Raw genomic sequence first — 26,887 nt, 5'->3', positions numbered from 1 at the left:
CGCCCCGATGGGACGAGGGCAGCACAGGCAAGGGTCACCTCGCTGTCAGTTGTGGGGGGACGGCGTGAACTGGGGGTGTTGGTCCATATGACGCAGGTGTCCGGGTCTTGAATGCCGACCATAACCTTCGGGCGCAGCGAAAGATAGCGCTAACATGAGCAAACTTTGTGAGTCAATAGATGAAAGTCGCTCTGGACTAGGCTAAAGATCTCGGCCGGGTCGTGGCTTCGTCGCGGTCAGTGCAGATCGAGGACCTGCTGCCGATCGAGCGGGGCGCGCTGCATTGCGTATGCTGCAACGCCTGAAACCTCATATGCAATTTTCTCTTGACATCGTTGAGTGCCCACATACGATCACGGCAACGGTCAGGTCCGATTCGTTACGTCTGACCACATTTCACTCTCGGAGGGAGAGCAACGTGCAGGTCGCCTATCCCCATCGTTCGCCGAGGACCCAACGAGGTAGAAGGCTGAGGTCGCTTCTGGCCGGCCTGACTGTCGCGGCCGCAGTGACGGGAGTGGGGGTGTCGGCGCCTCCGGCCTCGGCGGCACCGGCGAAGCCGCTGGGGCCGACCCTGGTCAAAACCGACGCACCCCCGACCGGGTACGCGGTGACGTTCCGATACCAGGCACCCGCCGGTGTCGACAGCGTGCAAATCTACGGTGACTGGTTCTTCGCTCAGCCCGACAACGTCGGTGACAACCACGCGCCGTCACAGTGGCAGCCGGGCGACACCGCGGCCACTCCCTGGCGCATCCTGCCCATGCAACTCGGCGCCGACGGGATATGGGAGATCACCGTCCCGTTACCCGCCGGAACGTTCCGCTACGCCTTCACCCACGACTGCACCGACGTGGAGGCCACCGGCTGCGCCCTGCACGACGACCCGGCCAACCGGTGGGAAGTGCAGCCCCAGTACCCGAGCGCGCCGGGTGCGGTGCGCAGCACGATCTACGTGCCGGGCAGCAAGAAGTTCCCCACCTACGACAACGGCTACCAGGCGCCGGTCAAAGCCCATGAGGCCGGGAAACTGGAGTCGCGGCGGTATCCGTCGCCGCTGTCGACCAACCCGGCCGGGGTGCATGACATCGTCGTCTACACGCCGCACGGTTACGACCCCAACCGGGCGACGCCCTACCCCACGCTGTATCTGAGCCACGGCGCCGGGGACAGCTCGATCGCCTGGACGATGCAGGGCGTGGCCCACCACATCGTGGAGAACGCCATCAAGGACGGCGTGGCGCAGCCCATGGTGGTCGTGTCCACCGACTTCAACGGCCTGCCCGGTGGCAATCAGGGGTATGCCGACGAGCTGCGCAACAACGTCATCCCGTTCGTGGAGCAGAACTACCACGTCTCGACCCGGCCGGAGGACCGCGCGTTCGGCGGGTTCTCCGCGGGCGGGAGTCGTGCGTTCACCATCATGTACGACAACACCGACCTGTTCGCCTACGACGCCGCCTGGAGCATCGGCGGGCCGGCCGCCTCGCAGGCGCAGATCGACCGCCTGAAGACGGTGCCCGGCGGCCTCCTCTTCGGCACCGGACGGCAGGACGGCACCAGTGCCCAGAGCCTGCACACGCGCGCCGAGGCGTTGCGGTCCGCCGGCGTCGAGATCAAGGAGTACTACGTCGACGGCATGCACACCTGGCATGTCTGGCGTCCGATGCTCGACTTCTATCTGCGTGACGTGGCGTTCCGCACCACCACGACGGGCCTGGACGTCACCGCCGCGCCCGCCGGGAACTCCCACAACGTCAGGCTCACCGCGACCGCCGCGGTGGGCGCCGTGACCGCCAACGTCGCCTCCCCGACCGGCAAGGTCGAGTTCTACGCCGGTGACACCCACCTCGGATCCGCGCCGGTCAAGAACGGTGTCGCCACCTTCCGCAAGGCCGTCGACCGCGCGCTTCTCGACAACCCCGTCGTCGCCCGCTACCCGGGCGACAAACTGTTCAACGCATCACAGAGCACGCAGGTGACCGTCGACTGATCTGATTCATCCCGCCGATCCGGCGAGGCCTTGCCGTGGCGCCTCTCACCTGCGGGGACGCCACGGCAAGGCCTCCGAACGATCCGAGCCCGCGGCCTGGGGAGGTCTTGGGAGAAGTCGGCGTGTCAGGCCAACGCCGACGGCACCTCGAAATGCTCCACAGGCCGCGACTCAGCTCGCCGACGGCGGCTCCGGCGTGTATCCGGCCTCTTCCGAGATCAGCGCCGCGGTCTCCAGCACCAGCGGAAGTTTCTCCTTCAACTGGTCCAAGGTCTCGATCACCTCGATCGCGGTGACGGAGACGGCGGCGACGACCTTGCCCCGGGAATCCCTGACCGGTGCGGCCACGCACATGACGTAGGCGTCGTGCTCGCCGTTGTCGACGGACCAGCCCTGCTCGCGGACCTGGGCGAGTTCGGCTTCGAAGGAGTCGCGATCGGTGATGGTCGTGTCGGTGTGCCGCTCGAACGTGACGTGCGCGAGCAGGCGATCGCGGTCCTCTCTGGGGAGGTAGGCGAGGATCGCCTTTCCGACGGCGCTCGCATAGAGTGAGACGGCCCGGCCGATCCGAGACGGTAGTTTCACCGCGTCGAACGCGGGGCTGTCGACCTTGTCGATATAGATGATCTCGTCGCCGGTCAGCTGCGCCAGGTGGACGGTATGGCCCGTCTGCCGCTGGAGCCGGCGCAGATGCGCGGACGCGAGCTGGCGCAGGTCCATCGAACTGAGCGCAAGCTCGGACAGTTCGATGAGCCCGCTTCCGAACACGTAGGTCCCCGCTCCTGTCTTGCGTACGAACCGTGCGGCCTCGAGCGCTTGCAAGATCCGCAAAGCCGTGGACTTGTGGACGCCGAGCACGTCCGAGGCCTCTGTGAGCGTCAGCGGATGCTCCGCTGCCACCCGGATCAGGTTGATCGCACGCTGGATGGATTGTGCCACTACTGCCCTCCCTGCGTTGCACTATGCGCAATGTAGAGCATAGGGCACGCAACCGTGCACTTCTTGACAGCGTTGCACATGTCGCTACGATCGTTGCAGAAAACGGCGTTTCGGGGGGAACGAACGGTTGGAAATGGGAGTAACTAATGGAGCAACATCGCGTTCGCCGTAGCCTGGCTGTGGCGACCAGTCTCATCTGTACGGCCGTCGCCTTCCTGAGTGGTTGCGGCTCTGACAGTGATTCCGGCAGCGGATCCGGCGGCGTGACCACGCTGACCTTCGCCGCCTCGACGTTCGGCGACCCCGGTCGCGGGCCGCTGCTCACGGAGTGGCTCGAAGACTTCAACAAGAGCCAGAGCGCGATCAAGGTGTCCGCCGCGGCGGTGCCGTACCCGACCTTCGGCCAGACCGTCCTGACCCAGATGGGCAGCGGGAAGGGGCCCGACCTCATCCGCTTCGACATGCCCGAGTTCGAGGCCGCCTCGGACGCCGGCCTCATCGCGCCGCTCGACGACCTGATCGACGTCAGCAAGTATGACCTGCTCAAGCAGCCGGACCAGTTCATGGTCCACAACGGCAGGCGTGACGGGATCATCTTCGAGGCGTCGAACTACGCGATGTTCTACAACGCCGACCTGATCCCGAAGCCGCCGACGACCTACGAGGAGTTCGTCAAGACGGCGAAGTCGCTGACCAAGGGCGACGTCTACGGCCTGGCGTTCCGCCAGACGGAGGCCGAGGAGGCCGGTGTCTGGCAGGACATCTTCAACTACGTCTACGGTTTCGGCGGCAAGTGGTCGGACGGCAAGAACCTGACCATCAACTCGCCCGAGAACCTCAAGGGCCTGCAGGCGTACAAGGACCTGTACGACGCGAAGGTGATCCCGCGTGGCGCGGACGCGGCGACGTTCCGCCGCATGTTCGCCGAGGGCAAGGTCGGCATGGAGCTCAACAACGGTGGCTACGTGACCGCGACCCGCGGCCAGAACCCCGATCTGAACTTCAGCGTCGCGCCCATCCCGTTCCCGGTCCGCAGCCAGGGTGCGATCCTCGCGCCCATCGTCATCAACGAGGCGAGTCCGTCGAAGGAGGCGGCCGCCACCTTCATCCGCTGGGCGCTCGAGCCGGCCAACCAGGTGAAGCTGCAGGAGATCCTCGGCGCGAGCAGCGTGGCGACGGTCACCCAGCGAAGCGCCGAAAAGCTCAAGGAGACGCCGTTCCTCAAGGTGTTCGACGACCTCACCGAATCGAGCCTGCCCCAGATCGTCCTGGGATTCGAAGCGAAGACGCCGGACATCCGCAAGATCGTCGTGCAGAACGTCATCGCGGCGCTCCAGGGCACGGTCGACCTGAAGACCGCGCTGGACCGCGCCCAGGAGCAGGCGACCCAACTGGTCGGTTGATCGGACGAGACCGCCGGCGCGAGCACGCCTCGCGCCGGCGGCGTCCTACCCGTACAAGGACCGAACGCGATGACTGTGCAGAAACAACAGCGAACCTCAGGGTCTCGAACCGAGACCCGGCGTCGAGGCAGCCCACGGGGGAGCAAATGGACCCCCTACCTCTTCCTGGCGCCCGCCGCCGTCTTCATCCTCGTCTTCCAGGTGGTTCCGCTGGTTCAGGAGATCTTCCTGAGCTTCACGCGGACGTCGCTGCTGAATCCCACGCACAGCACCTGGGTGGGGTTGGACAATTTCTCCCACATCTTCGGTGACAAGGACTTCCGCCGCACCCTTCTCACCACCTTCATCTACGTGATCGTGTGTGTTGTCGGCGCGGTGGGATCCGGGCTCGCCGTCGCCCTGCTTCTCAACAAAGGATTCCGCGGCAGGGGGTGGGCGCGCGCGCTGGTCACCATTCCGTGGGCGGCGCCCGGCATCGCGGTCGCGCTCATCGCGACGTGGATGCTCAACCCGGACTACGGGATCGTGAACCGCTTCCTGGACGCGGTCGGCCTCGGCGTCCCGGGCGGCGCCATCCTCGACAGCCCGACGTACGCCCTCCCGGCGATCCTCGCCACGACCATCTGGCAGCTGTTCCCGTTCACCTCGGTGGTGCTGCTGTCCGCGCTGCAGTCCGTGCCCTCGGACCTGACCGAGGCCGCGACGGTGGACGGCGCGGGGCGGTGGTGGACCTTCCGCGCCGTCACCTGGCAGGTCATCAAGCCCACCATCGGACTGCTCGCCATCCTCATGACCATCTGGTCGCTGCGGCGGTTCGAGCTCATCTGGCTGATGACCAAGGGGGGACCGGTCGGCGCGACCGAGACGCTCGTCATCGACCTCTACTCACAGGCCTTCGACTCCAAGCAGCTCGGTTCCGCGGCGGCGATCGGCATGGTCGGCGTGGTCGTGTCGCTCATCGTCGTCGCCGACAGCCGGTTCGTCGCCCGCGCCGCCGAAAGGGAGGCCCGCTGATGAGGCCGCTTCGCATCGGTCTGACCCTGCGCATCCTCGGCGTTCTCGTCGTGCTCGGCGTCGCCGTCTTCCCCCTGTACTGGATGATCGTCACGGCGCTGTCGAGCAACTCGGATCTGTTCGCCGCGAAGGCTCGGCTCGTCCCCGACTTCTCCCATTTCGGGGTCTTCATCGACGCGCTGGCCGAAGGCAAGGCGCTGGGCTGGCTGCGTAACAGCCTGGTGATCGCCGTCGGCACGACGGTCCTCTCGATCGGGCTCGGCATTCCGCTCGGCTACGCGCTCTCGCGGTTCTCGTTCTGGGGCAAGGCCGTCGTGACCGTGCTTCTGCTGTTCACGCAGATGCTTCCCGAGGCGCTCATGGTCGTGCCGCTGTTCTCGCTCTTCCGGCGGTTCGGCCTGCTCGACTCCCTGGGCGGCCTCATCCTGGTCAACTCCGCCTTCGTCCTGCCGATCGTCGCCCTCATTCTCAAGGGTGCGATCGACGGCATACCGCGCGCGCTGGAGGAGTCCGCGCGTGTCGACGGAGCACGGCCGCTCACGGTGCTGACGCGCATCAACGTGCCGCTGATCGCGCCGTCCATCGCGGCCACCGCGGTCATCGCGTTCTTCCACGCCTGGAACGAGTACGTGTTCGCCGTGACATTCATCTTCACGCCCGGGAAGCAGCCTGCCTCGGTGGGGATCGCGAACTTCATCGGCGAGCTGGGCACGCCGATCCAGACGGTGATGGCGGTCGCCTTCATGTTCACGCTGCCCGCCGTCGTCTTCTACCTGTTCGCGCAGAGGCATGTGGTGGCCGGCATGACCGCCGGCGCCGTGAAGGGGTAAACGGGAGCATGAAGATCATCTCGGTCGACACCCTCGTCGTCGACTTCTACCGCACCAATCTCGTGATCGTCCGCGTCACCACCGACGAGGGGATCGTCGGACTCGGCGAAGCGACCCTGGAGGGCAAGGAGCGCGCCGTCCAGGGGGCCATCGCCGAAGTCGCCGAAGCCGTGGTGGGGCTCGATCCCACCCGTATCTCCGGCATCCTGTACGAGCTGGCCAGAGACTGGTACTGGCGAGGCGGCCCGGTCATCATGACCGCGCTGAGCTCGCTCGAAATGGCACTGTGGGACATCTCGGCACGGGAGCTCGGTGTCCCGGTCTCCCGGCTTCTCGGCGGCGCCACCCGGGATCGCGTTCGCGCCTATGCCAACGGCTGGTTCTCGGGAGCCGTCACGCCGGAGGATTACGCGGCCGCCGCGAGGAGGACCGTCGACAGCGGCTTCCGCGGTCTCAAGTGGGATCCCTTCGAGAATTTCGACCTGACGATCACATCCCGGCAGCTGGACCGCGTGCTCGCGCAGATCGACGCTGTCCGCTCTGCCGTCGGGCGCGACGTCGAGCTGTTCATCGAGGGCCATGGCCGGTTCGACGTCCGCCACGCCATCAAGGTCGCACGTGAGATCGCGCAGTTCGACCCGGTGTGGTTCGAGGAGCCGTGCCCGCCGGACAACCTCGACGCCCTCGTGGACATCCGCCGGGCGTCTCCGGTGCCCATCGCCGCCGGAGAGCGATGGTTCGGCCGGCAGGGTTTCGCGCCGGCGATCGCCCGCCAGGCGGTCGACTTCGTCCAGCCGGACGTGACGCACGCCGGCGGCATCGCCGAACTGGCCTTCATCTCGACGCTCGCCGCGACCAGCTACGTCGGGTTCGCCCCGCACAATCCCAGCGGGCCGCTGAGCACCGCGGCGACACTGCAACTCGGGGCGACCCTGCCCAACTTCCGATACCTGGAAATCATGGCGACCGACGTGCCATGGCGCCCGGAGATCACCAACGAACGACTCGTGCTCACGAAGGAGGGCGACGTCATCATCCCGACAGGGATCGGACTCGGCATCGAACTCGATCTCGAGGCGATCGCGCGGCACCCCTTCACACCCCACCCCCTGCGGATGTTCCGGGACGCCGTCTTCGACATCCGGCCCTCGGACGAGCGGTCCTTCTTCAACCTGGGAGATGACGTATGAGCCGGGCATCGTCCGAGGCGTACCCCGCCGAGGCCGACTGGTTCGGCACGGCCGCCGACGCGCTGCCGGACGACGCCGAGGAGAGCATCCTGATCGGCCGGATCTGGGATCCCGGCGTCGAAGGGCCGTCACCCATCGTCGTCCGCGACGGCGACGTCTTCGACATCAGTGCCGAGTTCCCGACGATCCGCGACGTCTGTGAACTGCCGGACCCTGCCGCGGTGGTGTCCAGGCTCGACGGCCGGCGGGTCGGCAGCTTCGGTGACGTGCTCGCCAACACCGGAGCCGCGGACCGGGACCGCACCCGGCCCTGGCTGCTCGCACCGGTCGACCTCCAGGCGCTCAAGGCCGCCGGGGTGACCTTCGCCGTCTCGATGATCGAGCGCATCATCGAAGAACGGGCCCGCGGCGACCTGCTGCTCGCGGCGGACATTCGCCAGCGGATCCTCGCCGGCCTCGGAGCCGACCTGCACGGCCTGTCACCGGGCTCGGAGGAGGCGACCCGGCTGAAGGACCTCCTCGTCGCCGAGGGCATCTGGAGTCAGTACCTGGAGGTCGGGATCGGACCGGATGCCGAGATCTTCACCAAGGGTCAGATCCTCTCGGCCATGGGAACCGCGGTCCCCGTCGGCGTACTCGCCGCCTCGACCTGGAACAACCCTGAGCCCGAAGTGGCGCTCATCGTCCAGTCGAGCGGCCGGATCGTGGGGGCGACCCTCGGCAACGACGTGAACCTCCGTGATGTCGAGGGCCGATCCGCGCTGCTGCTGCCAAGGGCGAAGGACAACAACGCCTCGTGCGCGCTGGGGCCGCTGATCCGGCTCTTCGACGAGCGGTTCGACCTGGAACGGGTACGCGGCCTCGTGGTGGGCCTGGACATCGAGGGCGTGGACGGCTTCCGCCTTGAGACCGTCTCGGAGATGGCGCGGATGTCACGTGATCCGGAGGCGTTGGTGCGGCAGATGATCGGCCCGCATCATCACTATCCCGACGGCGCGGTCCTCATGCTCGGCACCATGTTCGCGCCGATCCAGGACCGCGACCGCCCCGGCGAGGGGTTCACGCACAAGGTCGGCGACATCGTCAGGATCAGCTCCGGCGCGCTCGGCACCCTGGTGAACCGCGTGCGGCACGCCGAGGAGTGCGAGCCATGGAACTTCGGAGTCCGCGATCTCATGGGGAATCTCGTGAAGAGGGGACTCCTGTGATCATCGTCGTCGGTCGTTCCACCACACGGCCGACGCCGCGCCTGGTCGCCTCGCCGCCGGCGCAGGAGTGACGGGAGCCCAGGTGGCCGCCGGGCTCGTCCTGCCACCACGGTCCGTCAGCCGGCACGCTCCGGGATAGGCGGCCGTGTGGCAACGTGATCGGCGGATCGCCGGGCCCGCAGCAGCGGGACGGCGGCGGCGAGCGCGGCGAGGGTGGCGAGGGCCGCAGGTGCGACGCCGCCCAGCTCGGCCAGCCCCTCCGCGGGCCTCTCCAAGAGGCCCGCCACGCCGTCGGCCACGCTGGTGAGGACGACCAGCACGGCGCCCGTCCGTCCGAGCAGCCGGTGGGGCGTGACTGCCTGCCGATGACTGAGCAGGGCGACGGAGGCGACCAGCCTTCCGGTCGCCGGGACGGCCGCCCCGAGGACGTACCAGACCCACCCGGGCCCGGTGCCGGACAGGCGAGCAACAGGGTGAACGGTCCGGTCACGATCAGGGCCCACCAGGCCAGACGGAAGGCCCCGAGCCTGCGGTGCAGCAGCAGCGCCGCCAGCGCCCCGAAACCGGGCGGGACGTACGCGGGCGCGCTCATCGACGGACACGATGACCACCGCTCCCAGCAGCGCCGACAGCACAAGCACGGACCGGGGCCGTGCCCGGTCGACCAGCGCTCCCAGCGGCAGCGCCAGCACGAAGATCGCGACCGGCTCCACGGCCTGGTCGAACATGATGAGGAGCTTCGGCCTGAGGCTCCCGTCGGCGTTCCACAGAGCCGGTTCGGCCAGCGGGAAGCAGACGCAGACGATGGCGGCGGCGAGCGCGAAGAGCGCGAATCGCCCTCGCGACGGGCTGGGGGAGACCATCCGGCGATCTTCGCCGCACCCGCACAATCCGCGCGAACCGCGTCTGCCCCTGCCGCGCGCCTCCCGCGCCTCCCGCGCCTCCCGCGCCTCCCGCGCCTCCCGCGCCTCCCGCGCCTCCCGCGCCGCGAGAGCTGCGCCCGCCCGGTCCGCGTAAACCACGCCTGCCGTGCCGTGCGAGCCGCGCGCGCCAGGCCGCGCGTAAAACCGCCCCGGCCGCTCGCAAACCGCGCTCGCTTCGCCCGCGTAGAGCGTGCGAACCGTGCGGGCTGCCGGGTCAGCGGGCCCGCGTCGGCAGTGTCGTGTCAGTAGCCCCGTACGGGATCGATGCGGCCCAGGAGCGGCTCTCCGCGCAGATAGCGGGCGACGTTCTCGCGCACCCGTTCGGCGAGGCTCTCGGTGAGGCGGTCCTGCGGGTTGGCGCTGTGCGAAGTGACCAGCACGTTCGGCTCGGCCCACAGGCCGTGCCCGTCCGGCAGCGGCTCGGGGTCGGTGACGTCGAGGGCGGCGCCGCCGATCTCCCCGGCGCGCAGCGCGGCGAGCAGGGCGTCGGTGTCGACCAGTTCGCCCCGGGCCACGTTGACCAGCCACGCGTGCGGGCCCAGGGCCCGCAGCTGGTCACGCCCGACCATCCGGTAGGTCTCCGGGGTGGCGGGCGCGGCCAGGATGGCGTGATCGGCGCGGGTCCAGACGGTGGCCAGCTTTTCGAACGGCACGGTCTCGTCCGCGCCCTCGACGGGCTCACCCGAGCGGTTGACCGCGATGACGCCGGCGCCCAGGGCGCGCAGCGGGGGGATGACGGCTCTGCCGATCCCGCCCGCGCCGACGACGGCCACCGTGCTCCCGCGCAGCGTGCCGGGCTGGTCGCGGTGCCACGTACGGCTGCGGGCGGCGGCGGCCAGCCGATGCACCCCGGCGAGCAGCAGGGCGAGGGCGTGCTCGGCGACCTGCGGGGCGTACGCTCCCGCGGCCGAGCACCAGACGCGGGTGGAGTCGACGAGCCTCTCCCGCGTCCACCGTTCGACACCCGCGGAGGGGAGCTGGACCCAGCGCACGCTCGGCGTCAGGTAATCCCGCACGCCCTCCGGCCGCGGGTCGGTCCAGACCAGCGCCTCCGCCCGGTGGGGATCGCCGACGACCTCGCCTCCGGCGGCACGGACGGATTCGACGATCAGCGGCGGGTCCGCCGGGGCAACGCAGACGGTGAGCACGCCCGTCCCTTCCTGGTCGCGCCGAACGCCTCCCTGGCGCGGCTTTCCTCCCCAAGAGTAGGGTCCGTCCGCTTCGCCTGATCACGGGGTCCGGCGGATCGTGATCGGGGCGCGACGCCAGGTGGGCGACCGCCGCGCGGTCAGGGAAACCCGTTCGGGTGCAGCACCACCTTGGTCCAGCCCTTCTCCCGCGCGTCGAAGTGCGCGTACGCCTCGGGGGCGTCGTCGAGGCCCAGCTCCTGGGAGACGATCCAGGACGGCCGGGCGCCGGCCTCGTGGATGAGGGAGCACAACTGGCGGTTGTAGTTCTTGACGTTGCACTGGCCGGTGCTCATCGTCTGGCCCTTGGTCCAGAAGGTGCCGTAGTCGATGGACACCTCGCCTCGCTTGTAGAGGTTGTTCCCACCGCGGGGGTCGCGGGGGACGTACAGACCGACGACGGCGATGCACCCGGTGAACTTGACCGACTTGACCAGGTTGTTCAGGGTCATGTTGGGGTGCTCGCCGCCCTCCGGATCGTGCGCCTGGAAGCCCACGCACTCGCAGCCGCGGTCGGCGCCCATTCCCTGGGTGAGCTCGAGGACCTGGTCGACGGGGTTGGACCGGGAGTCGTCGATCGCGATCGCGCCGATCTCCTCGGCCTTGGCCAGCCGGTCCGGATGGTGGTCGATGACCATCACGCAGCTCGCGTTCCTGAGCAGGGCGGAGTAGGCGGCCATCAGCCCGACCGGGCCCGCGCCGTAGACCACGACGGTGTCGCCCGGATGCACGCAGGCGAGCACCGTGGCGTGCCAGCCGGTGGGCCACACGTCGGCCAGCATGACGTAGTCGGTCTGCTTCTCCCACGCGTCCTCGGGCAGGACGAGGCAGTTGTAGTCCCCGTACGGCACGCGCAGCAGCTCGGCCTGGCCGCCGTTGTACGGACCCATGTCGGCGTAGCCGTACGCCGCGCCGGCCAGGCCCGGTGCGGGGTTGGTGGTCAGGCAGAAGGCCGTCAGGCCCTGCTCGCAGTTGGCGCAGAAGCCGCAGGAGATGTTGAACGGCAGGCACACCATGTCGCCGACCTTGACGCGGTCGACGGCGTCTCCGATCTCCACGACCTCGCCGAGGTTCTCGTGCCCGAGGACCCGGCCGGGTTCGAAGGTGGTCCTGCCCTCGTACATGTGCAGGTCGGAGCCGCAGATGTTGGAGGTGGTGACGCGGACAAGCGCGTCGGTGTGCCGTTCGATCCGGGCGTCCGGCACGGTGGTGACGCTGACCCGCCGGGGGCCTTCGTAGACCACGGCTTTCATGGCTACCCTCAAACGAGATCGTTTGGCGCGTGCGAAGCGGCGTGCCGCCCCGCTTCCGCGACGGCGGCCCGGCGTCGATGCGAGCCGGGCCCGTGCGGACCGGCCACTGCGCTCCGGGCCGCTGCGTTTTCGGGCTCAGGTGCCCGCCGTACCCGTGGGTACGACAGGCACCTACCCCACTGGATGAGGGAAAAACCGCTTCAATCGTGGGAGACCCGGAGGGGAAGCCGGGCGGCGAGGGCGAACCCGCCTTCGGGGGTCGGGCCGGAGGAGAACCGGCCCTGCGCGAGGAAGACGCGTTCCCTTATGCCGGCCAGGCCGTAGCCGCCGCCGAGGGAGGGCGCCGGCTTGACCGCCTTCGCGCCGGGGTTGGCGTGGTCCGGGGCGTCGACCACGGAGACGTCCACCTCGTCGCCGGTGACCTGGCAGGTGACCTTGACGATGGAGTCCGGCGCGTGCTTGCGCACGTTGTTCAGCCCCTCCTGCACCAGGCGGTAGCACGCGTGCGAGACCTGCCGTGGCAACGCCCCCGGGGGAGCGTGGAGGCGGAGATCGACCTTGAGCCCGCTCGCCTTCGCCTCGCCGACGAGCCGGGCGATGGCGTCGGTGCCCTCGGCGAGGTCCCCCTCGTCGCGCCGGAGCACGGTGAGCAGCTGCCGCAGTTCGCCGAGCGCCTGCACGCCCTTGTCCTCGATGGTCGCCGTCAGCGACCGGATCTCGTCCGGCTCGGTGGCGTCGCGTGCCATGCCCGCGTTGAGCACCATGGCGGTGACCGCGTGGGTGACGGTGTCGTGCATCTCTCTGGCGATCTTGCGGCGCTCCTCGGAGGCGGCGATCTCCTCGCGCTCGCGTACGCCGAGACGCAGCTCCCGGATGAGCCGGCGGTAGGCGTTGACCCAGGTGCCGACGACCGCGGGCAGATAGATGAGGGTCACCGCGCGGACGAGGTTCAGGTAGACCGAGTGGTCGCTGTGCGGGCTGCGGTAGTCGACGGCGAAGTAGAAGACCGTCAGGGCCAGGGCGATGTACTGCCACCGGCGCACGCGGTGCTCGGCCGTCATCGAGAAGACGGCGAGGATCATCGGCACGACCTGCCCGGTGACGCAGGCGCACACCACCGAGGTGATGATCGCGGGCCAGGGGGTCCGGCGCCGCACCATCATGGCCGCCGCGGTGAGCACCCCTGCCACGATCTCGAGAGCGTCCGGCGCACCGCCCCAGAGGGAGAAGCTGTAGCCGGTGAGCGTGGTGGGGATGGTGAACGCGATGACGGCCGCGGCCAGTGCCACGTCGACGAGCCAGTCGCGATGTGCGTCCCATTTGTTCAACACTCTGCTATTTTGCGACTTTTATCCGGTGCTCTGGCCCATTGACCTTCCTTTTTTGCCCGGCGATTACCTACATGCCGGCGGGCGTGGTCTTGACGCAATCAAATGAACGACCATTTAATTCTTTGGTGGGCCGGATCGCTGGTGTCACCGCCGCCGAGACGCGGGAGCGGCTGCTGCTCGCCGCCGTCGACGTGTTCGCCCGGCGCGGGTACGACGGCACGCGCGTGGCGGACATCGCCGCGGCGGCCGGTGTGAGCAACGGCGCCCTGTACGCGCACTTCGGCTCGAAGGCCGAGCTGATCGTGGCCGCGCTGCGCGCCCACGGGCCGCGGCTGCTGGCCGACATGCTGGCCGCCGACCCCGGCCTGCCGGTCGCGGAGCTGTTCGTCGCCGTGGGCCGCCGGCTCCCGTGCCGTCCCGACGCCCGCGGCTCCCTGATCGCCGAGGCGCTGGTCGCGGCCCGCCGCGACGAGGACGTCGCCCGCCCGATGCACGACTACGTCGGCGAGCGGGCCGGCTGGCTCGCCGGGCTCGTGCGCGCCGCCCAGGACGACGGCCAGATCGATCCGGCGCTCTCACCCGGCGCCGTCGCCCACCTGTGCCTCCTGCTCGCGATGGGCAGCGCGCTGCTCACCCCGGACTTGCACGCCGTCGGTGACGAGGAGTGGACCGCCCTGCTGACCCGCCTCGTCGCCGCCATCGCCCCGACCGACCCGACTTCGCGGACGCCACCGAAACAAGGGGAACACCAGTGAAAGTGCAGATCGATCCCGCGCGCTGCCAGGGACACGGCCGCTGCTACGACCTGTCGCCCGACCTGTTCACCGAGGACGACGAGGGTTACGGCCAGGTCGCCGGCGACGGCCTCGTGCCGCCGGGTGGCGAGCGCGCTGCGCGGGTCGCGGCCTCCAACTGCCCGGAGAAGGCGATCGTCCTCGCCGAGGAGGCCTGAGATGACCGTCGACGATCGCTTCGTCCGCGACTTCCGGGAGGGGGAGGAGCAGCCCCTCGGTGTGCGCAGCGAGATCATCACCGGCCCGGTCTCCGACTGGACGACCGACTTCTCCCACATGGAGCCCGAGTGGGCCGCCGATCCGTACCCCATCCAGGACGATCTGCGGGCGCGCTGCCCGATCGCGCGTACGGAGAGGTTCGGCGGCGGGTGGCTGCCGACGCGATACGAGGACGTCGCGGCGATCGCGTACGACACCGAGCGCTTCTCCTCCCGGGCGGTCGTCATGAGCAACTACCGGCCGCCCCTCGAGATCGCGCCGGTGGGGGCCGTGCCGCCGATCTCCTCCGACCCGCCGTTCCACCACGACGCGCGCAAGCTGCTGCTCCCGGCGTTCACCAAGAAGGAGGTGGCGAAGCGGGAGGAGGCCGCGCGGGCGTTCTGCCACTCGCTGATCGACGGGTTCGAGGGCGCGGAGATCGTCGACGCCGCCCGTGACTACGCGCAGCACATCCCGATGCGGGTCATCTCCGACATGCTGGGCTTCCCGCCCGAGGACGGGCCCAAATTCCGGGAGTTCGTCGAGCACGCGCTCGAAGGCGTCAACCTGCCGCCGGAGCAGCGGATGGCGAACATGGCGGAGCTGTTCGACTACCTGCTGGAGCAGATCCGCGACCACGTCGCCAATCCGCGCGACGACCTCACCACCTATCTGATCGACGCGGAGCTGTACGGCCGCAAGCTCGAACCCTCGCACGTGTCCGGCACGATGGCCCTGCTGCTCATCGCCGGGATCGACACGACGTGGAGCGCGATCGGCGCCTCGCTGTGGCACCTGGCCAAGACCCCGGCCGACCGCGAGCGCCTGGTCGCCGAGCCGGCCCTGCTGCCGACCGCGATGGAGGAGTTCCTCCGGGCGTACGCGCCGGTCACGATGGCGCGGCTGGTCAAGGAGGACATGCACTGGCGCGGCGTCGACATGAAGGCCGACGACTGGATCCTGCTGTCGTTCCCGGCCGCCAACCGTGATCCCGCGCAGTTCGACCGGGCCGACGAGGTGATCATCGATCGCGAGATCAACCGGCACGTGGCGTTCGGCCTCGGCATCCACCGCTGCGTCGGTTCCCATCTGGCCCGCATGGAGCTCCGGGTCGCGCTGGAGGTCTGGCTGGAGCGGCTCCCCGTGTTCGGCCTCGCCGACCCCTCGGCGGTGACCTGGGCCCCCGGTCAGGTGCGGGGACCGCGCACGCTTCCTCTCCGCATCGGCTGACCACCGCCGGGCGGCCCGGCCGTCGTCACGTCCCCGCGGCGGCGCGCGGCGACGGCGTACGCCTCCAGGGTGCGCCGGGCGGTGCGCGCCCAGCTGTAGCGCTCCCGCACGTACGCGGCTCCCCGCAGGGCGAGCCGGTCCGCCTCCCCGGCGTCGCCGAGGAGGCGCAGCAGGGCCGCGGCCAGCTCGCCGGGATCGTCGGCGGCGCAGCGGACGGCGCCGTCGCCGATGACCTCCGGCGAGTAGCCCGGCCCGACGACCACCGGGCGGGCCAGGGCCATCGCCTCGACCGCGACCAGGCCGAACGGCTCGTACACAGACGGGAAGACGCAGACGTCGGCGGCCAGGAAGTGCGCGAACACCTCGGCGGGGGCGAGGAAGCGGTTGCCGGCGACCACGTGCCCGCGGGTGTGCGTCCGCTCGATCAGCCGGGCCACCGTCTCGGCGTCGCCGGTCTGCGGGGCCGCGGCGCCGATCAGCACGAACCGCGCGTCGCCGTGCTCGGCGACGACCCGCGGCACCGCCCGGATCAGCGTGCCGACCCCCTTGTGCGGCGACGGCCGCCCCGCGAACACCACGAGCCGGCCCCGCCCGCCGGGCAGGTAGCGCCGCCGCACCTCCGCGCGTATCCGGTCGCGGTCGCCGCCGGGCAGCCCGGCCAGCCGCAGCAAATCGGGATCCTCGAAGCCGTGCGGCACGACGACCATCCGGTCCGCGGGCCAGCCGCGGGCGGCGAGGCCGTCGCGCATGCGGACGCTCGGCACGACGATCAGGCGCGCCGTCCTCGCCTGGGCCGTCTCCAGAAGGTCGAGGAGGACGGCGTACGCCGACCGGCGCCCGGGATCGCAGGCGTTCATTTCGCGGGTGTGCACATGGAACACCACCGGCAGCCGCCCCAGCACACGGCACAGGATCCCGGCCACGCAGCCCATCCAGTCGTGCACGGCGACGACCGCCCCGGTCCGTCCCGCCTCGGCCGCCATGATCCGGGCGGCCGCCCGCACGTTGAACGCGAGCAGTCCCGCGATCCTGGCGAGCCGGCGTACGCCCGAGCCCTCGCGCCGGCCGTAACCGGGGGTGGGGAGGCGGTGCAGCGTGACGTCGCCCCGGCGTTCCGTCCGGGGCGCCGGGCCACGGCGGGCCATGGCGCCGAAGACCACGACCGGCGCCGCCGCATCCCGCAGGGCGTCCATGATCCGCTCGGCGTAGCGGCCCAGCCCGCCGACGACGTCGGGCGGGACCTCCGAGCAGACGGCGTAGACGCGGACGCCGGGGGAGACGTGATCGGCGGAGGGCATGGGCGCGAACCTAGCCGCTCACCCCGCGCCCGGCCAAGACGGCCCCGGAGACACCCCGGTCGTTCCGTTCGTGTGGGCGCGAGGGGAGGAAGGCCCACCGCACGGGGGTACGGCGGGCCGGGCCGGTCACGTGGCCCTGTTGTCGACCTCCAGCACGAGCCGCGCGAGCTCGAGCCGGTCGAGGTTGGGCGCGTACGCCGTCGCGTTGCCGAGGACGAGTGCCCCGGAGGGGGTCGTCAGGGTGAGCGGCGTCGCCTGGGACCAGAAGTTGTCCCACGCGTAGTCGTGCCGGAACACGCCGCGCGTCGTCGCCCCGCCCGTCTCGGTGATGTCGAGGAACCGGCTGATCACGTCGGTGTTGTACGGGTGACCGGTGTTCCTGTCGGCGTTGGCGTAGTGCGCCACGAGGACGTACTCGCCGGGGCCGAACCCGGCGGGCCTGGTGAGGGTGAGCGTGTTGCCCGCGCCGTTGCCGAGGTCGCCCACATAGGCGCCTCCGGAGGCGTTCGAGCCGCTCGTGGCCGGGACGGTGACCACGCGGGCCGTTCCGGCGAGTTGTGCCTGCTCGGCCTCGATCCGGTGGGCCGCGGCGTCCGCCTCCTCGGCCCTGACCGTGGTCAGGCCGCGCAGCCGCAGGCCGGCCGGGCCGCCCACCTCTACCACCGAGACGCCGGCCGGGAGATAGACGCGGGCCCGGGAGGCCGCCTCGCCCGGGCGGGTCGCCCGCACACCCGCGATCCGCCGCCCGTCGACGCGGACGTCGAGATCGCCCGCCCGGGCCGCCTTGTAGGAGAAGGTCAGGTCGTAGTAGCCGTCCTCGCTCACGGCGGCGAAGAACGTGGCCCGGGCGGTGCCGCCGAGCGTGACGGCGGGCCCCCTGCCCTCGCGGACGACGCCCGCGCCGCCGGACAGCCGGGCCTCGTCGGCCGGGTACGCCGCCCGCTCGGGGCCGGTGATCTCGGTGAGGTCGAACCTGTCGAGCGTGACGTCGCTGCCCGGCAGCGGGGTCGTGCCGTCGGTGCTGGTGCGCAGGGACAGCTCGTGCGTGCCCGCGGTCAGCTCGACCTCCACGTCGGTGCGGCCGCGGTAGGTCCAGCCGAGGTCGGCCGAATACTGCACGATCCGGTCGAGCTTCCCGTCCACGAACAGCGCGTGCCTGCCGGGGGCCTTGTTCGCGCCCTGGAAGATCCCCAGCCGGTAGCGGCCGTCGCGCGGCACGGTCACCGGGAACGTGACGGCGGAGCGGGCCGTGTTCATGGAGCCGACGTCCCGCTTGCCGGAGGTCGCGTAGAGCTGCGGGTCGGCCGTGGTGTCCTGGTCGTACGCCTGGGCCGAGGTGAGCGTGGCCGACTCGGCCTCCACCGAGACGCTCCACGGCGCGTCGGCCGCGGGCGCCCCGCCGCTCGACGGGACGATCGTGACCCGGTAGGCGGCCATCACGTCGCCGCCCGGCAGGTCCACCCGCAGTGTGCCGTCGTGCAGGGTGGTCCGGGTGGCCGCGACGACCGGCGGCTGCGTCGCGTCTCCCTCATATCCGGTCCACGTCGTCCTGGACACGACGACGTCGACCTGCCTGCCGAAGACCGCCGGGTCGAGCCCGGAGACGTCGAGCCGGACCGGCGCGGCGCCGCCGCCGACCAGCACGGTGCCCCGCCGTACGGAGGGGTCGACGGCCGCGAGGGCCTGCACCGTGTCGGGGACGTCCGGCCGCGGCGGGGTCACCTTCACCGTCTGCCCGGTCAGGTCCGCGTACCACTTGAGCAGCCACCACGCGCCGTTGGCCTGGCGGGTGCGCACGGCGTGGTCGGACAGGTTGCCGGCGTAGGTCCAGAACGCCATGTCGGCGTCCACCTTGGTGTCCTCGAACATGGCGATCCACTGGATCATCTGGCCGGGCACGGACATGTCACGCCGGTTGCCGTACTCGTCGATGTTGATCGGCAGCGGGCCGATGCCGAGGTCGCGCTCCATCTGCCGGTAGTCCGCGTAGTGGCCCCGGTAGGCGGCGAGGCTGCCGTGCGACAGCTCGTGCCAGGCCATGATGTCCGGCAGGCAGCTCCTGCCGCCGCATGCGGTGTCCCTGGCCCAGGTGAGGAAGTCGCGCAGGCGGCCGGGGTTGTAGCGGGCCTCGTTGGGGCCGACGATGCGGGCGCCGGGGTCGATGGAGCGGATGCGCTCGACGACCGCCTTCCAGTCGGCGAAGAACTTCTGCTTCATCGTGGACCAGTTCTGATACCAGATGCCGTCGGGCTCGTTGAACGGCACCCACACGAACCTGTCCTTGTCCCGCGGGCGCTCCGCGACGACCTTGCGCACCATCGCGTCGACCTTGGCGAGGTAGTCGTCGATGCCGAGGTTCTCATAGGGCCACTTGCTGTAGACGTCCTGCATGTAGACGACGATCTCCTCCCCGCCCGCGGCGAAGAATCCGTCCGCGATCTTGAGCGCGTCGCCGTTGGGATGCTGGTCGCCGTCCGGGGCCTTCTGGGCGACCGTACGCGGCCGGGCACCGGCGATCAGGGGGTCTCCCGGGACTCCGGGGTCGGACAGGCCGTACAGCATGCCGGTCGCGCCGCCGTGAACCGGCCCGGTGCGCTGTGCGAAGTCCACCGCGACGACGTCGGCGGCGGCGGCGGTGTCGGTGACGGTTCCAGCGGCGGTTCCGGCGGCGGTTCCGGCGGCGGTTCCGGCGGCGGTTCCGGGGGCGGTTTCGGCGGCGGTTCCGGGGGCGGTTTCGGCGGCGGTGTCCGCGCCCGCCGGTCCGGCGACGGGCCCGGTGCTCAGGGCCGCGGCGGCGAGGGCCGTGGTCACGGCCGTCACGCGGGCACGCCGGAATGACCTTTGTCGGTGCATGGGTGTCCTCTCCTGTCACCGGGACGCGCGGGCGCCCCGGAGGGGGTGATACGGCGGGGGTGGTACGGCGGGCTCGGCGGGCACCGCCGGGAGGCGAAAACAGCGCCGGCCGTGGCCGGCCGGAGGCGCTCACGTGATGGCGCTCACTTCACGGCGCCGCTGGTGATGCCGGAAATGATCTTGCGTTGGGCGACGGCGAAGACCACGACGAGCGGCAGGCTCATGAGGATTACGTAGGCGAAGATGAGGTGCCAGTTGTTGAGATACAGCCCCGCGCCGGCGACGCGGAAGAGGTTGAGCGGCAGGGTGTCGAGGCGGCCGCCCACCACGAAGAAGGCGTAGAAGACGTCGTTCCAGACGTAGAGGCAGACGAGGATCGTGGCGGTGGCCAGCACCGGCCGCAGCAGCGGCAGCACGACGTGGAAGAAGACGCGCACCGGCCCCGCCCCGTCGATCTGGGCGGCCTCCTCCAGCGAGACGGGGATGGTGCGGACGAAACCGGTGACGAAGAAGATCACGGTGGACATGTAGATGCCCATGTAGACGCCGATCATCCCGACGGCGCTGCCGGCGAGGCCGAGCTGGCGCAGCAGCAGCACGACCGTGACCACCGCAGGGGGCAGGATGATGCCGCTGATGGCCAGCGCGTACAGGACGGCGTTGAGCCGGGTGGCGCGCCGGGCGAGGATCCAGGACGCCATCGACCCGAAGATCAGGACGCCGATCACGGCGGGCACCACGACGAGGAGGCTGCCGAAGAACGCCGCGGGCACCTCGCCCTCGCGCCACACCTCGCCCAGGTTCTCCAGCAGGTGCCAGTGGGCGGGCGGGGTGAGGTTCGGGATGAGGGCCTCGCCCCGCGACTTGCCCGCGGTCGCCACGACGAGCCACAGCGGGATGCCGATGGTGACCAGTGCGAGCGCCGTGGCGGCGAACGGCTGCAGGCGGGTCGCGAACGAGACACGCCCGGAGGCGGCGGGGCTGCGGCGGGCAGGGATCTGGCGGGCAGGATTCTGGCGGGCAGGGCTGCGGCGGGCGGGGGAGTGCGGCGTCACAGGATCTCCTCGCGCTTGCGCAGGATGCGGATGACGGGGAAGGCCATGAGCGACACGAGCAGGAACAGCACCAGGCTCATGGTCGTGGCCTGGGCGAACAGGCCCTGCCCGAAGGTCCGGTAGATGAAGATGTTGAGGATCTCGGTCGTCCGGGCCGGGCCGCCGCCGGTGGTGGCCTGCACGATGTCGAAGCCGTTCATGGAGCCGAGCAGGGCGGTGGCGACGTTGAACGTGATCGCGGGGGCGAGCAGCGGGAAGCGCAGCCGCCGGAACGCGTGCCAGCGCGAGGCGCCGTCGATGCGGGACGCCTCCATGATCTCCTCCGGTATCGTCTTGAGCCCGGCCAGATAGATGAGCATCGACAGGCCCATCCACTTCCACGCGTGGACGACGGCGACCGCGACGATGGTCCATCGGGTGTCGCCGAGCCAGGCGTAGTCCACGTCGTGCCGGACGAGCTGCGACAGGAGCTGGTTGAGGCTGCCCTCGGGCTTGAGCAGCGCCTGGAAGACGTAGCCGACGGCCAGGGCCGACATCAGCACCGGGATGAGGAAGAAGACCCGCAGCGTGCGGTTGACCCAGGTGTCCCGTTCGAGCAGGAGAGCCAGGCCCAGCCCGAAGAGGTTCTGGAAGACCGCCACGAGCACGGCGTAGACGACGGTGATGCGCAGCGCGGAGAACAGCGTGCCGCTGGAGGCGAGGTCGGCGAAGTTGTCGAACCCGACCGGTCGGATGGCGCTCTTGAAGCCCGACCAGTCGGTGAACGCGTAGACGAAGTTGAACGCGGTCGGCAGGAAGAAGAACACCAGCAGGATCGCGAGCGCCGGGGCCATGAACCACATCGGGTGGGTCCGGTCCGGCCTGCGGCGGGTGCGGCCGGCGGGACCGCGCGGGGCGGGCGGCGGCGCGAGCGGCCGGTCCGGGACGGGGGTGTCCGTGGCAGTCAGCATGGCATGTCCTCAGGTGCCGGGCGCGGAGAGGCGGGCGAGCCGCGGTCTCCGCGCCCTGTCGATAGACCTGTCGTTGAACCTGTCAATGAACCTGGCGATAACCTGGCGGTGGGCGCGGGTCGTCGGGCGGGTGTGGATCGGGCGGGTGTCCTTTACGGGTGTCCTCGGGCGGGTGTTCTCGTGGGTCAGAAACCGGCCGCGCCGGCGGCCTTGGCGAGCTGGGCGAACTGCTCCTGGGTGGCGGAGGCCACCTGCTCGGGCGTCATGGTGCCGGTGATCATGTCGGCGAGGTTGATGTACAGGTCCGGGTTGGCCACGGCGAGCGCCTGCATGGAGCCGACGGCCTCGCCGAGGGAGTCGTGCACCTGTTGCAGCGCCTTGGGCACCGAGGCCGGGCTCGGCACGTCGGTCTCCAGGGACACGGTGTTGCGGTCGGCGACGAAGTCCTTGTAGCCGGGGCCCATCCAGTACGAAAGGAGCTGGCGCGCGGCGGCCTCGCGTTTGGCGTCACCGGTCTTGAACGCCACGAGGGCGTTGGACTGGTCGGGGATGAAGGTGCCGACGTTGCCGCTGGGGGAGATCGGGAAGAAGCCGATCCTCTTGTCGAGCGTGGCGGTGTCGGCGGTCGCCTGGAGCTGGCCGAAGAACGAGTTGACCTGCACGACCATGGCCGCCTTGCCGTCGAGCAGGGCCTTGCCCTGGTCTTCGAACGTGGCGGTCTTGATGTCCTTGTTGAACAGCCCCTCGTCGATCAGCGACTTGTACTTCTTGATCGCGTCGAGCACGACCGGGCTGGAGAACGTCTCCTCACCCTTGTTGATCTTGTCCCAGAGCCCGTCCCTGGCGGCGTCGGCGAGCTGCACCTGGACCCACCACTGCGTGGCCCACCGGTCGCCGGCCATCTCGTAGAAGGGGGTGACGCCCTTGGCCTTGAGCGTGCGGCCGAGCTCGATCATCTCGTCGAAGTTCTTCGGGGTCTCGGTGATCCCGTTGGCCGCGAAGACCTCCTTGTTGTAGTAGACGCCTTCGACGGCCGGGCTGGTGATGAGGGCGGCGTACCGCGTGCCGTCCAGGATCCCGGTGATGTCCTTGAGCTGCGGCGCGAGCTTCGACAGCCAGGGGGCCTGGTCCAGCGGCTGCAGGTTGGCCCTGGCGTTGACGGCCGTGAGCATGGACGCGGTCGGCTGCCAGAACGCCAGGTCGGGCTTGTCCCCGGTGGCGACCTTGGTCTGCACGCCCTGCTCGTACGGGTCGGGGATGGTGACGATGTCGACCTTCGCGCCGGTGGCCTTGCCGAACGCGTCGACGACCTGCTTGGGCACGGTGTTGCTGTTCTGCGCGGCCCAGATCGTCAGGGTGACGCCGTCCAGCCTGGCCGTCGGCTCGGGCCAGGTGACTGCGGCCGAACCGCCCGCGGTGCCGCCGGCCTGCGCGGCGGAGTCCGCAGAGGGGTCCACGGAGGGGTCCACGGAGGGGTCGCTGCAGGCCGCGGCCCCCGCGGCGAGGGCGGCGACGACCGCCAGGGTCTGCCATTTCTTCATGGGTCGATCTCTCTTCCGGGGGCGCCCGGACCGCAGGCCCGGGATTTCAGAGCAGGGGGGATGAAACGGGCGAGGATGACGAGACGGGTGAAATACGCAATATTCGGGCGGAAGGGCCGGAAACCGGCTTGGTGAGGGTGAGCCGGCCCCGCTCCTGGTCCCACTCCACGTCCCAGGCGGGCAGATGGCGGGGATAGACGACCTCGACGTCCACCCGGCGTCCGGCGAGGTGCGGGAGGGACAGCGAGGCCGCCGCCGGCTCGTCCGTACGGCACCAGACCCCGGCGTACGTGTGACCGGGGGTGACGAGCCCGAGGCTGAGCCAGGGGTCGGCCCAGCCCGGGAGACCCAGCGGCCAGACGGGTGCGGCCTCGGCCAGGCCGGCGCGGATGCCCCGGTAGGCGGTGACGGCCGCCCTGACCGACTCGCGCTGCGCGGCGGTCATGGTGGGCAGGTGGCCGGACAGGTAGAGACGGCCCAGCATGCCGGTGCACAGGCTGTAGGCGACCCGCTCGTCGTCCATGTCCGGCTGGGGGTAGGCCCAGCTCGCGGACTGCTCCGGCAGCACGGACAGGGGAGCGGCCACCGCGATCGGCGGATACCGCAGGGGGTCCTGCTGGTCGCTGGTCGACTGGAGCTGCATCCGCGACAGCAGGGCGTAGTCCATGCGCATCGCGCCGGAGGCGCAGTTCTCCAGGATCAGGCCGGGATGACGGTCGAGGACCGCCTCCAGCCACGCCAGATGGGCCCGGTTGCAGGCGAGCAGCCCCGCGCCCGGGCTGACGGCGTGCACGTCGGTGCCCGCGCCGGGGTCGATGTTGTAGTCGAGCTTGAAGTAGCCCACGCCGAGCTGCTCCACGAGCCGGTCGACGACCTCGTCGAGGTGGGCGACGGCGGCCGGATGCCGCAGGTCGAGGTGATAGCGGCCGTGCTCGACGATCCTCGTGCCGCCGCGCTGCAGGAACGCCTCGGCGGGCAGCTTGTCGGCCATCGGGCTGCGCACGCCGATCACCTCGGGCTCCAGCCAGAGCCCCGGGATCATGCCACGCTCGCGGATGCGGCCGAGGACCTCCTCGATGCCCCGGGGGAACCGCGTCTGGGACGGCTGCCACTCGCCCACGCTGTCCCACCAGTCGCCGTCGTCGTCGTACCAGCCGGCGTCGATGCAGAACACCTCGGCGCCCGCCTCGGCGGCGGCGTCGATCAGCGGGAGCAGCTTCGCGGTCGTCGGGTCGCCCATGAGGGTGTTCATGTAGTCGTTGAACACCACGGGCAGGCGGGTCCGGTCCGGATGAGGGCGCAGCAGCGCGCGGCGGTGGGCGGTCAGCGCGGCGGCCGCGCCATGCAGTCCGTCATAGACACCCTGTAGTTCGTCATAGGCACCCTGCAGGCCGTCATAGGCACCCTGCAGGCCGTCATAGGCACCGTGCGGTCCGCCGGAGGAGACGGTGACCGACGCCGGGACCGTGGTGAACGACTCGCCGGGGGCGAGGACGGTGTGCCACTGGTGGTCGATGTCGGTGGGGCCGAGCAACGCGACGTAGACGCCGTCCCTGCGCTCGCCGATCTCCCACCGCCACGGGCCGTTGTGCTCGATCTGCCACAGCCAGGCCCGGCCCGAGTGCGGGTCGAGCAGGCCCGCCGTGGGCAGGTGCTGCCCGGTCGACCAGGCGCCCGTGCTGGTGACGGCCAGGCGGCCCCGGCCGTCCTGGCCGTGCAGCGGCAGGTTGAGGTCGGCCATCTCCTCACGTAGCGGGCGTACGCGCCAGCGGCTCTCGCCGAGCCACTCGCTGTCGGCGCGTACGACCTGCAGCCCGTCGGCCGAGCCGGCCGGGAACCCGGCGGCGAACGAGGTCACGCCCAGCACCACCGCCTCCCGGACGCCCCGGTTGGTGATCGTCGTCCAGGACCGTACGGCCGGCACGCCCTCGGCCGAGCGCAGGTGCGCGTGCGCCTCCAGACCGGTGTGCTCGTCGCGGAGGGTGATCCGCAGCTCGTGCCACCGCCCGTCGCGGGCCTGCTCGGCCCCGACGTAGGTGAAGCGGCGGCCCACGGCGGTGTCGGAGAAGCGGTGGGAGGCCCGTGCGCGGCCCTGTCCAGCCAGCAGCACCTCCACGAGCGGCTGGGCGGGCGGCCTCGGCCCCGGGTCGCCCGCGCCCAGCTCGCGGATGCTCACCACACCGTCGGGTGATATGGCGATCACCACCCGCAGTGCCGAGTGCCCCCACACCAGGCTGGTCTCGGTGTGCCGTGCGTTCACCTGCGTCTCCTGACGATCGCGCCGGGTTCTCCGGAGGTCATTGCGGCGTGCGGGCGACGGCCCCTCGCGGGGAGAACGGCGGCGGGCGAGCCCTTCCCCTGTATGCGTGTGACCGGTCACATCCGCACGAATGCGAGTGTGACCGGTCACATCAGTAAGGGGAAGGGCCCGTTACGGTGTTGTTAACAACATCCGGCGACGCGCCCGGGCCGATCGTCAGCGCCACCTCGGCGGCGGGCTGCGCGAGGGCGCAGCGGCGGGCGACGCGAGGGCGCGGCCGTGGGGCACCGCCCCGTGAACCCGGCTTACCCGCGCGGGGGCGCCGTCGACTCGCGCACCACCAGCCGCGGCGGCGTCAGCGACACGGCAGGCTGCGGCTCCCCGGCGAGCTCGGCCAGCACCGCCGCCACCGTGGCGCGGCCCAGCCCGGCGAAGTCCATCTCCACCGTCGTGAGCGCCGGCGTCCAGTACGCCGAGCCGGGCACCCCGTCGAAGCCCACGATGCTCACGTCACCCGGCACGTCCTTGCCCGCCTCGAACAGGGCGCGGCGCACCGCCAGCGCGATGTCGTCGTTGCCGCACAGGATCGCGGTAACGCCGGGGTCGGCGGCCAGCGCCCGCCCCGCCTCGTACGCCGACCGCACGTCCCAGCCGGCCGGGACCACCGGGGGGACGGCCGCCCCGGCCTCGTCCAGCGCACGACGCCAGCCCGCGAGACGTCCGTTGTGCTCCGACTCCGACGGGATGGCCACGTGGTGGACGGTCCGGTGCCCGAGAGCCAGCAGGTGGCGCGTCGCCTCGGCCGACGCCTGCTGCTCGTCGAGGCAGATCGCCGGGCGGCCGACCACGGGCACGCCGGGCTCGATCGCCGCCGCGGCGGGCAGCGACTCGGGGAGCGCGCGCAGCACGGCGATGCCGGCCGCGTCGAACGCGATCACGATCACACCCCCGGCGCTCGGATCGCTGACGTAGTCGGCGGCGTTGCGGACGTCGCTCTCCCGGTCGGACTCGACCACTCGCACCCCGACGGCCAGGCCCTCGACCCGGGCCGCCTCCTCGATGCCCTGCAGCGTCGAGGCGTAGCCGTACAGCATGGTGTCGGAGGTGACCACCGTCACGCCCCGCGCCCGCCCCGACCCCAGCGCCCGGGCCACCCGGTTGGGCCTATACCGCAGCCGTTCGATGACCTCCATGACGGTCCGCCGCGTCTCGGCGCTCACCTTGGGCGAGGCGTTGAGCACCCGGGACACCGTCTGGCGGGACACGCCGGCCGCCGCCGCGACGTCGCGGATGCTCGGCACCGGCTCCCGGCCGGGACGCGGCGCGGGCACCTCGACAGGGGTTTCGTTCACGCCCCCATCGTGATCGGTGGGGCGAGCCGGGGTCAAAACCGCCGCGACCGAGCGATCACACGTCCCCGGTCCGTACGACGGCCGC

At 70.7% G+C, this 26,887-nt stretch carries 21 protein-coding genes; 9 read left to right on the top strand and 12 right to left on the bottom strand.

Annotation, left to right across the window (positions count from 1 at the left end; all coding sequences use genetic code 11):
- Positions 1-649 precede the first annotated feature (649 nt).
- Positions 650-1,993: an alpha/beta hydrolase-fold protein gene (locus tag HCK04_RS19350; protein WP_168066066.1), complete on the top strand. Its 1,344-nt coding sequence runs from the start codon at positions 650-652 to the stop codon at positions 1,991-1,993.
- Positions 1,994-2,164: 171 nt separating this feature from the next.
- Here the strand turns inward: HCK04_RS19350 and HCK04_RS19345 are convergent, their stop codons facing one another.
- Positions 2,165-2,932, bottom strand: coding sequence for an IclR family transcriptional regulator (locus HCK04_RS19345; RefSeq protein WP_142648770.1), 768 nt, complete (start codon positions 2,930-2,932; stop codon positions 2,165-2,167).
- 263 nt (positions 2,933-3,195) lie between these two features.
- On the opposite strand from HCK04_RS19345, the gene HCK04_RS19340 reads away from it, so the two are divergent.
- The 5 genes from HCK04_RS19340 to HCK04_RS19320 all read left to right on the top strand — a co-directional run bounded on the left by HCK04_RS19340 (position 3,196) and on the right by HCK04_RS19320 (position 8,577).
- The gene (locus tag HCK04_RS19340; protein WP_168066064.1) at positions 3,196-4,335 is read left to right on the top strand and encodes a sugar ABC transporter substrate-binding protein; all 1,140 of its coding nucleotides are present in this window, start codon (positions 3,196-3,198) and stop codon (positions 4,333-4,335) included.
- A gap of 201 nt (positions 4,336-4,536) precedes the next feature.
- Positions 4,537-5,349 (top strand): sugar ABC transporter permease, encoded by an 813-nt coding sequence (locus HCK04_RS19335; protein ID WP_205830450.1) that lies wholly within the window; start codon positions 4,537-4,539, stop codon positions 5,347-5,349.
- A complete protein-coding gene (locus HCK04_RS19330; protein WP_142648767.1) occupies positions 5,349-6,179 on the top strand; it encodes a carbohydrate ABC transporter permease in 831 nt (276 codons plus the stop codon). Before HCK04_RS19335 ends, HCK04_RS19330 begins: the two co-directional genes overlap by 1 nt.
- Positions 6,180-6,187: 8 nt before the next feature.
- A complete protein-coding gene (locus tag HCK04_RS19325) occupies positions 6,188-7,369 on the top strand; it encodes a mandelate racemase/muconate lactonizing enzyme family protein (RefSeq protein WP_142648766.1) in 1,182 nt (393 codons plus the stop codon).
- Positions 7,366-8,577: a fumarylacetoacetate hydrolase family protein gene (locus tag HCK04_RS19320; RefSeq protein ID WP_142648765.1), complete on the top strand. Its 1,212-nt coding sequence runs from the start codon at positions 7,366-7,368 to the stop codon at positions 8,575-8,577. The genes HCK04_RS19325 and HCK04_RS19320 overlap by 4 nt, the downstream gene beginning before the upstream one ends.
- Before the next feature lie 116 nt (positions 8,578-8,693).
- On the opposite strand, the gene HCK04_RS19315 is transcribed toward HCK04_RS19320, so the two are convergent.
- The 4 genes from HCK04_RS19315 to HCK04_RS19300 form a co-directional block, all read right to left on the bottom strand.
- Positions 8,694-9,440 (bottom strand): hypothetical protein, encoded by a 747-nt coding sequence (locus HCK04_RS19315; protein ID WP_168066062.1) that lies wholly within the window; start codon positions 9,438-9,440, stop codon positions 8,694-8,696.
- 302 nt (positions 9,441-9,742) lie between these two features.
- Positions 9,743-10,648 carry a D-isomer specific 2-hydroxyacid dehydrogenase family protein gene (locus tag HCK04_RS19310; RefSeq protein ID WP_142648763.1) on the bottom strand — a complete coding sequence of 302 codons (906 nt, stop codon included), beginning with the start codon at positions 10,646-10,648 and terminating at the stop codon, positions 9,743-9,745.
- Between the two features lie 140 nt (positions 10,649-10,788).
- Positions 10,789-11,940 (bottom strand): glutathione-independent formaldehyde dehydrogenase, encoded by a 1,152-nt coding sequence (locus tag HCK04_RS19305; protein WP_142648762.1) that lies wholly within the window; start codon positions 11,938-11,940, stop codon positions 10,789-10,791.
- Positions 11,941-12,140: 200 nt separating this feature from the next.
- Positions 12,141-13,271 (bottom strand): histidine kinase, encoded by a 1,131-nt coding sequence (locus tag HCK04_RS19300; RefSeq protein ID WP_142648761.1) that lies wholly within the window; start codon positions 13,269-13,271, stop codon positions 12,141-12,143.
- Between the two features lie 125 nt (positions 13,272-13,396).
- Here HCK04_RS19300 and HCK04_RS19295 point away from each other — a divergent pair, with 125 nt between their 5' ends.
- Genes HCK04_RS19295 through HCK04_RS19285 form a run of 3 tightly spaced genes read left to right on the top strand, consistent with a single transcriptional unit; the run spans position 13,397 to position 15,493 of the window.
- Positions 13,397-14,026: a TetR/AcrR family transcriptional regulator gene (locus HCK04_RS19295; protein ID WP_142648760.1), complete on the top strand. Its 630-nt coding sequence runs from the start codon at positions 13,397-13,399 to the stop codon at positions 14,024-14,026.
- On the top strand, positions 14,023-14,223 hold the full coding sequence (locus HCK04_RS19290; RefSeq protein WP_142648759.1) for a ferredoxin: 201 nt from the start codon (positions 14,023-14,025) through the stop codon (positions 14,221-14,223). The genes HCK04_RS19295 and HCK04_RS19290 overlap by 4 nt, the downstream gene beginning before the upstream one ends.
- Before the next feature lies 1 nt (position 14,224).
- Positions 14,225-15,493 carry a cytochrome P450 gene (locus HCK04_RS19285; protein ID WP_142648758.1) on the top strand — a complete coding sequence of 423 codons (1,269 nt, stop codon included), beginning with the start codon at positions 14,225-14,227 and terminating at the stop codon, positions 15,491-15,493.
- Here HCK04_RS19285 and HCK04_RS19280 read toward each other — a convergent pair.
- The 7 genes from HCK04_RS19280 to HCK04_RS19245 form a co-directional block, all read right to left on the bottom strand.
- Positions 15,451-16,791 carry a glycosyltransferase family 4 protein gene (locus HCK04_RS19280; protein WP_142648757.1) on the bottom strand — a complete coding sequence of 447 codons (1,341 nt, stop codon included), beginning with the start codon at positions 16,789-16,791 and terminating at the stop codon, positions 15,451-15,453. The two genes, HCK04_RS19285 and HCK04_RS19280, sit on opposite strands and share 43 nt — an antisense overlap.
- A 126-nt stretch (positions 16,792-16,917) precedes the next feature.
- Complete coding sequence (locus HCK04_RS19275; RefSeq protein WP_185948998.1) at positions 16,918-19,611, bottom strand: hypothetical protein; 2,694 nt, start codon at positions 19,609-19,611, stop codon at positions 16,918-16,920.
- A 176-nt stretch (positions 19,612-19,787) separates the two neighbouring features.
- On the bottom strand, positions 19,788-20,699 hold the full coding sequence (locus HCK04_RS44260; protein WP_205830449.1) for a carbohydrate ABC transporter permease: 912 nt from the start codon (positions 20,697-20,699) through the stop codon (positions 19,788-19,790).
- Positions 20,696-21,649 carry a sugar ABC transporter permease gene (locus HCK04_RS19260; protein ID WP_185948997.1) on the bottom strand — a complete coding sequence of 318 codons (954 nt, stop codon included), beginning with the start codon at positions 21,647-21,649 and terminating at the stop codon, positions 20,696-20,698. Before HCK04_RS19260 ends, HCK04_RS44260 begins: the two co-directional genes overlap by 4 nt.
- A 185-nt stretch (positions 21,650-21,834) precedes the next feature.
- Positions 21,835-23,190, bottom strand: a complete 1,356-nt coding sequence (locus HCK04_RS19255; protein WP_142648755.1) for an extracellular solute-binding protein — start codon at positions 23,188-23,190, stop codon at positions 21,835-21,837.
- Between the two features lie 46 nt (positions 23,191-23,236).
- Positions 23,237-25,450: an alpha-galactosidase gene (locus HCK04_RS19250; protein WP_205830448.1), complete on the bottom strand. Its 2,214-nt coding sequence runs from the start codon at positions 25,448-25,450 to the stop codon at positions 23,237-23,239.
- A 305-nt stretch (positions 25,451-25,755) separates the two neighbouring features.
- Entirely contained in the window at positions 25,756-26,802 is a 1,047-nt protein-coding gene (locus tag HCK04_RS19245; RefSeq protein ID WP_205830447.1) for a LacI family DNA-binding transcriptional regulator, read from the bottom strand.
- Between the last annotated feature and the right edge of the window lie 85 nt (positions 26,803-26,887).

Source organism: Microbispora sp. CL1-1, from assembly GCF_012034195.1.
In the GTDB taxonomy this organism is placed as follows: Bacteria; Actinomycetota; Actinomycetes; order Streptosporangiales; family Streptosporangiaceae; genus Microbispora.
Note: the sequence above shows the minus strand (reverse complement) of the source record. Positions and strands in the feature narration are given on the sequence as shown.

Excerpts from the sequence above, each read along its gene's own strand:
- HCK04_RS19330 (WP_142648767.1), top strand. The coding sequence starts at position 5,349 with ATGAGGCCGCTTCGCATCGGTCTGACCCTGCGCATCCTCGGCGTTCTC.
- HCK04_RS19325 (WP_142648766.1), top strand. The coding sequence starts at position 6,188 with ATGAAGATCATCTCGGTCGACACCCTCGTCGTCGACTTCTACCGCACC.
- HCK04_RS19320 (WP_142648765.1), top strand. The coding sequence starts at position 7,366 with ATGAGCCGGGCATCGTCCGAGGCGTACCCCGCCGAGGCCGACTGGTTC.
- HCK04_RS19315 (WP_168066062.1), bottom strand. The coding sequence starts at position 9,440 with ATGGTCTCCCCCAGCCCGTCGCGAGGGCGATTCGCGCTCTTCGCGCTC.
- HCK04_RS19305 (WP_142648762.1), bottom strand. The coding sequence starts at position 11,940 with ATGAAAGCCGTGGTCTACGAAGGCCCCCGGCGGGTCAGCGTCACCACC.
- HCK04_RS19285 (WP_142648758.1), top strand. The coding sequence starts at position 14,225 with ATGACCGTCGACGATCGCTTCGTCCGCGACTTCCGGGAGGGGGAGGAG.
- HCK04_RS19280 (WP_142648757.1), bottom strand. The coding sequence starts at position 16,791 with ATGCCCTCCGCCGATCACGTCTCCCCCGGCGTCCGCGTCTACGCCGTC.
- HCK04_RS19260 (WP_185948997.1), bottom strand. The coding sequence starts at position 21,649 with ATGCTGACTGCCACGGACACCCCCGTCCCGGACCGGCCGCTCGCGCCG.
- HCK04_RS19255 (WP_142648755.1), bottom strand. The coding sequence starts at position 23,190 with ATGAAGAAATGGCAGACCCTGGCGGTCGTCGCCGCCCTCGCCGCGGGG.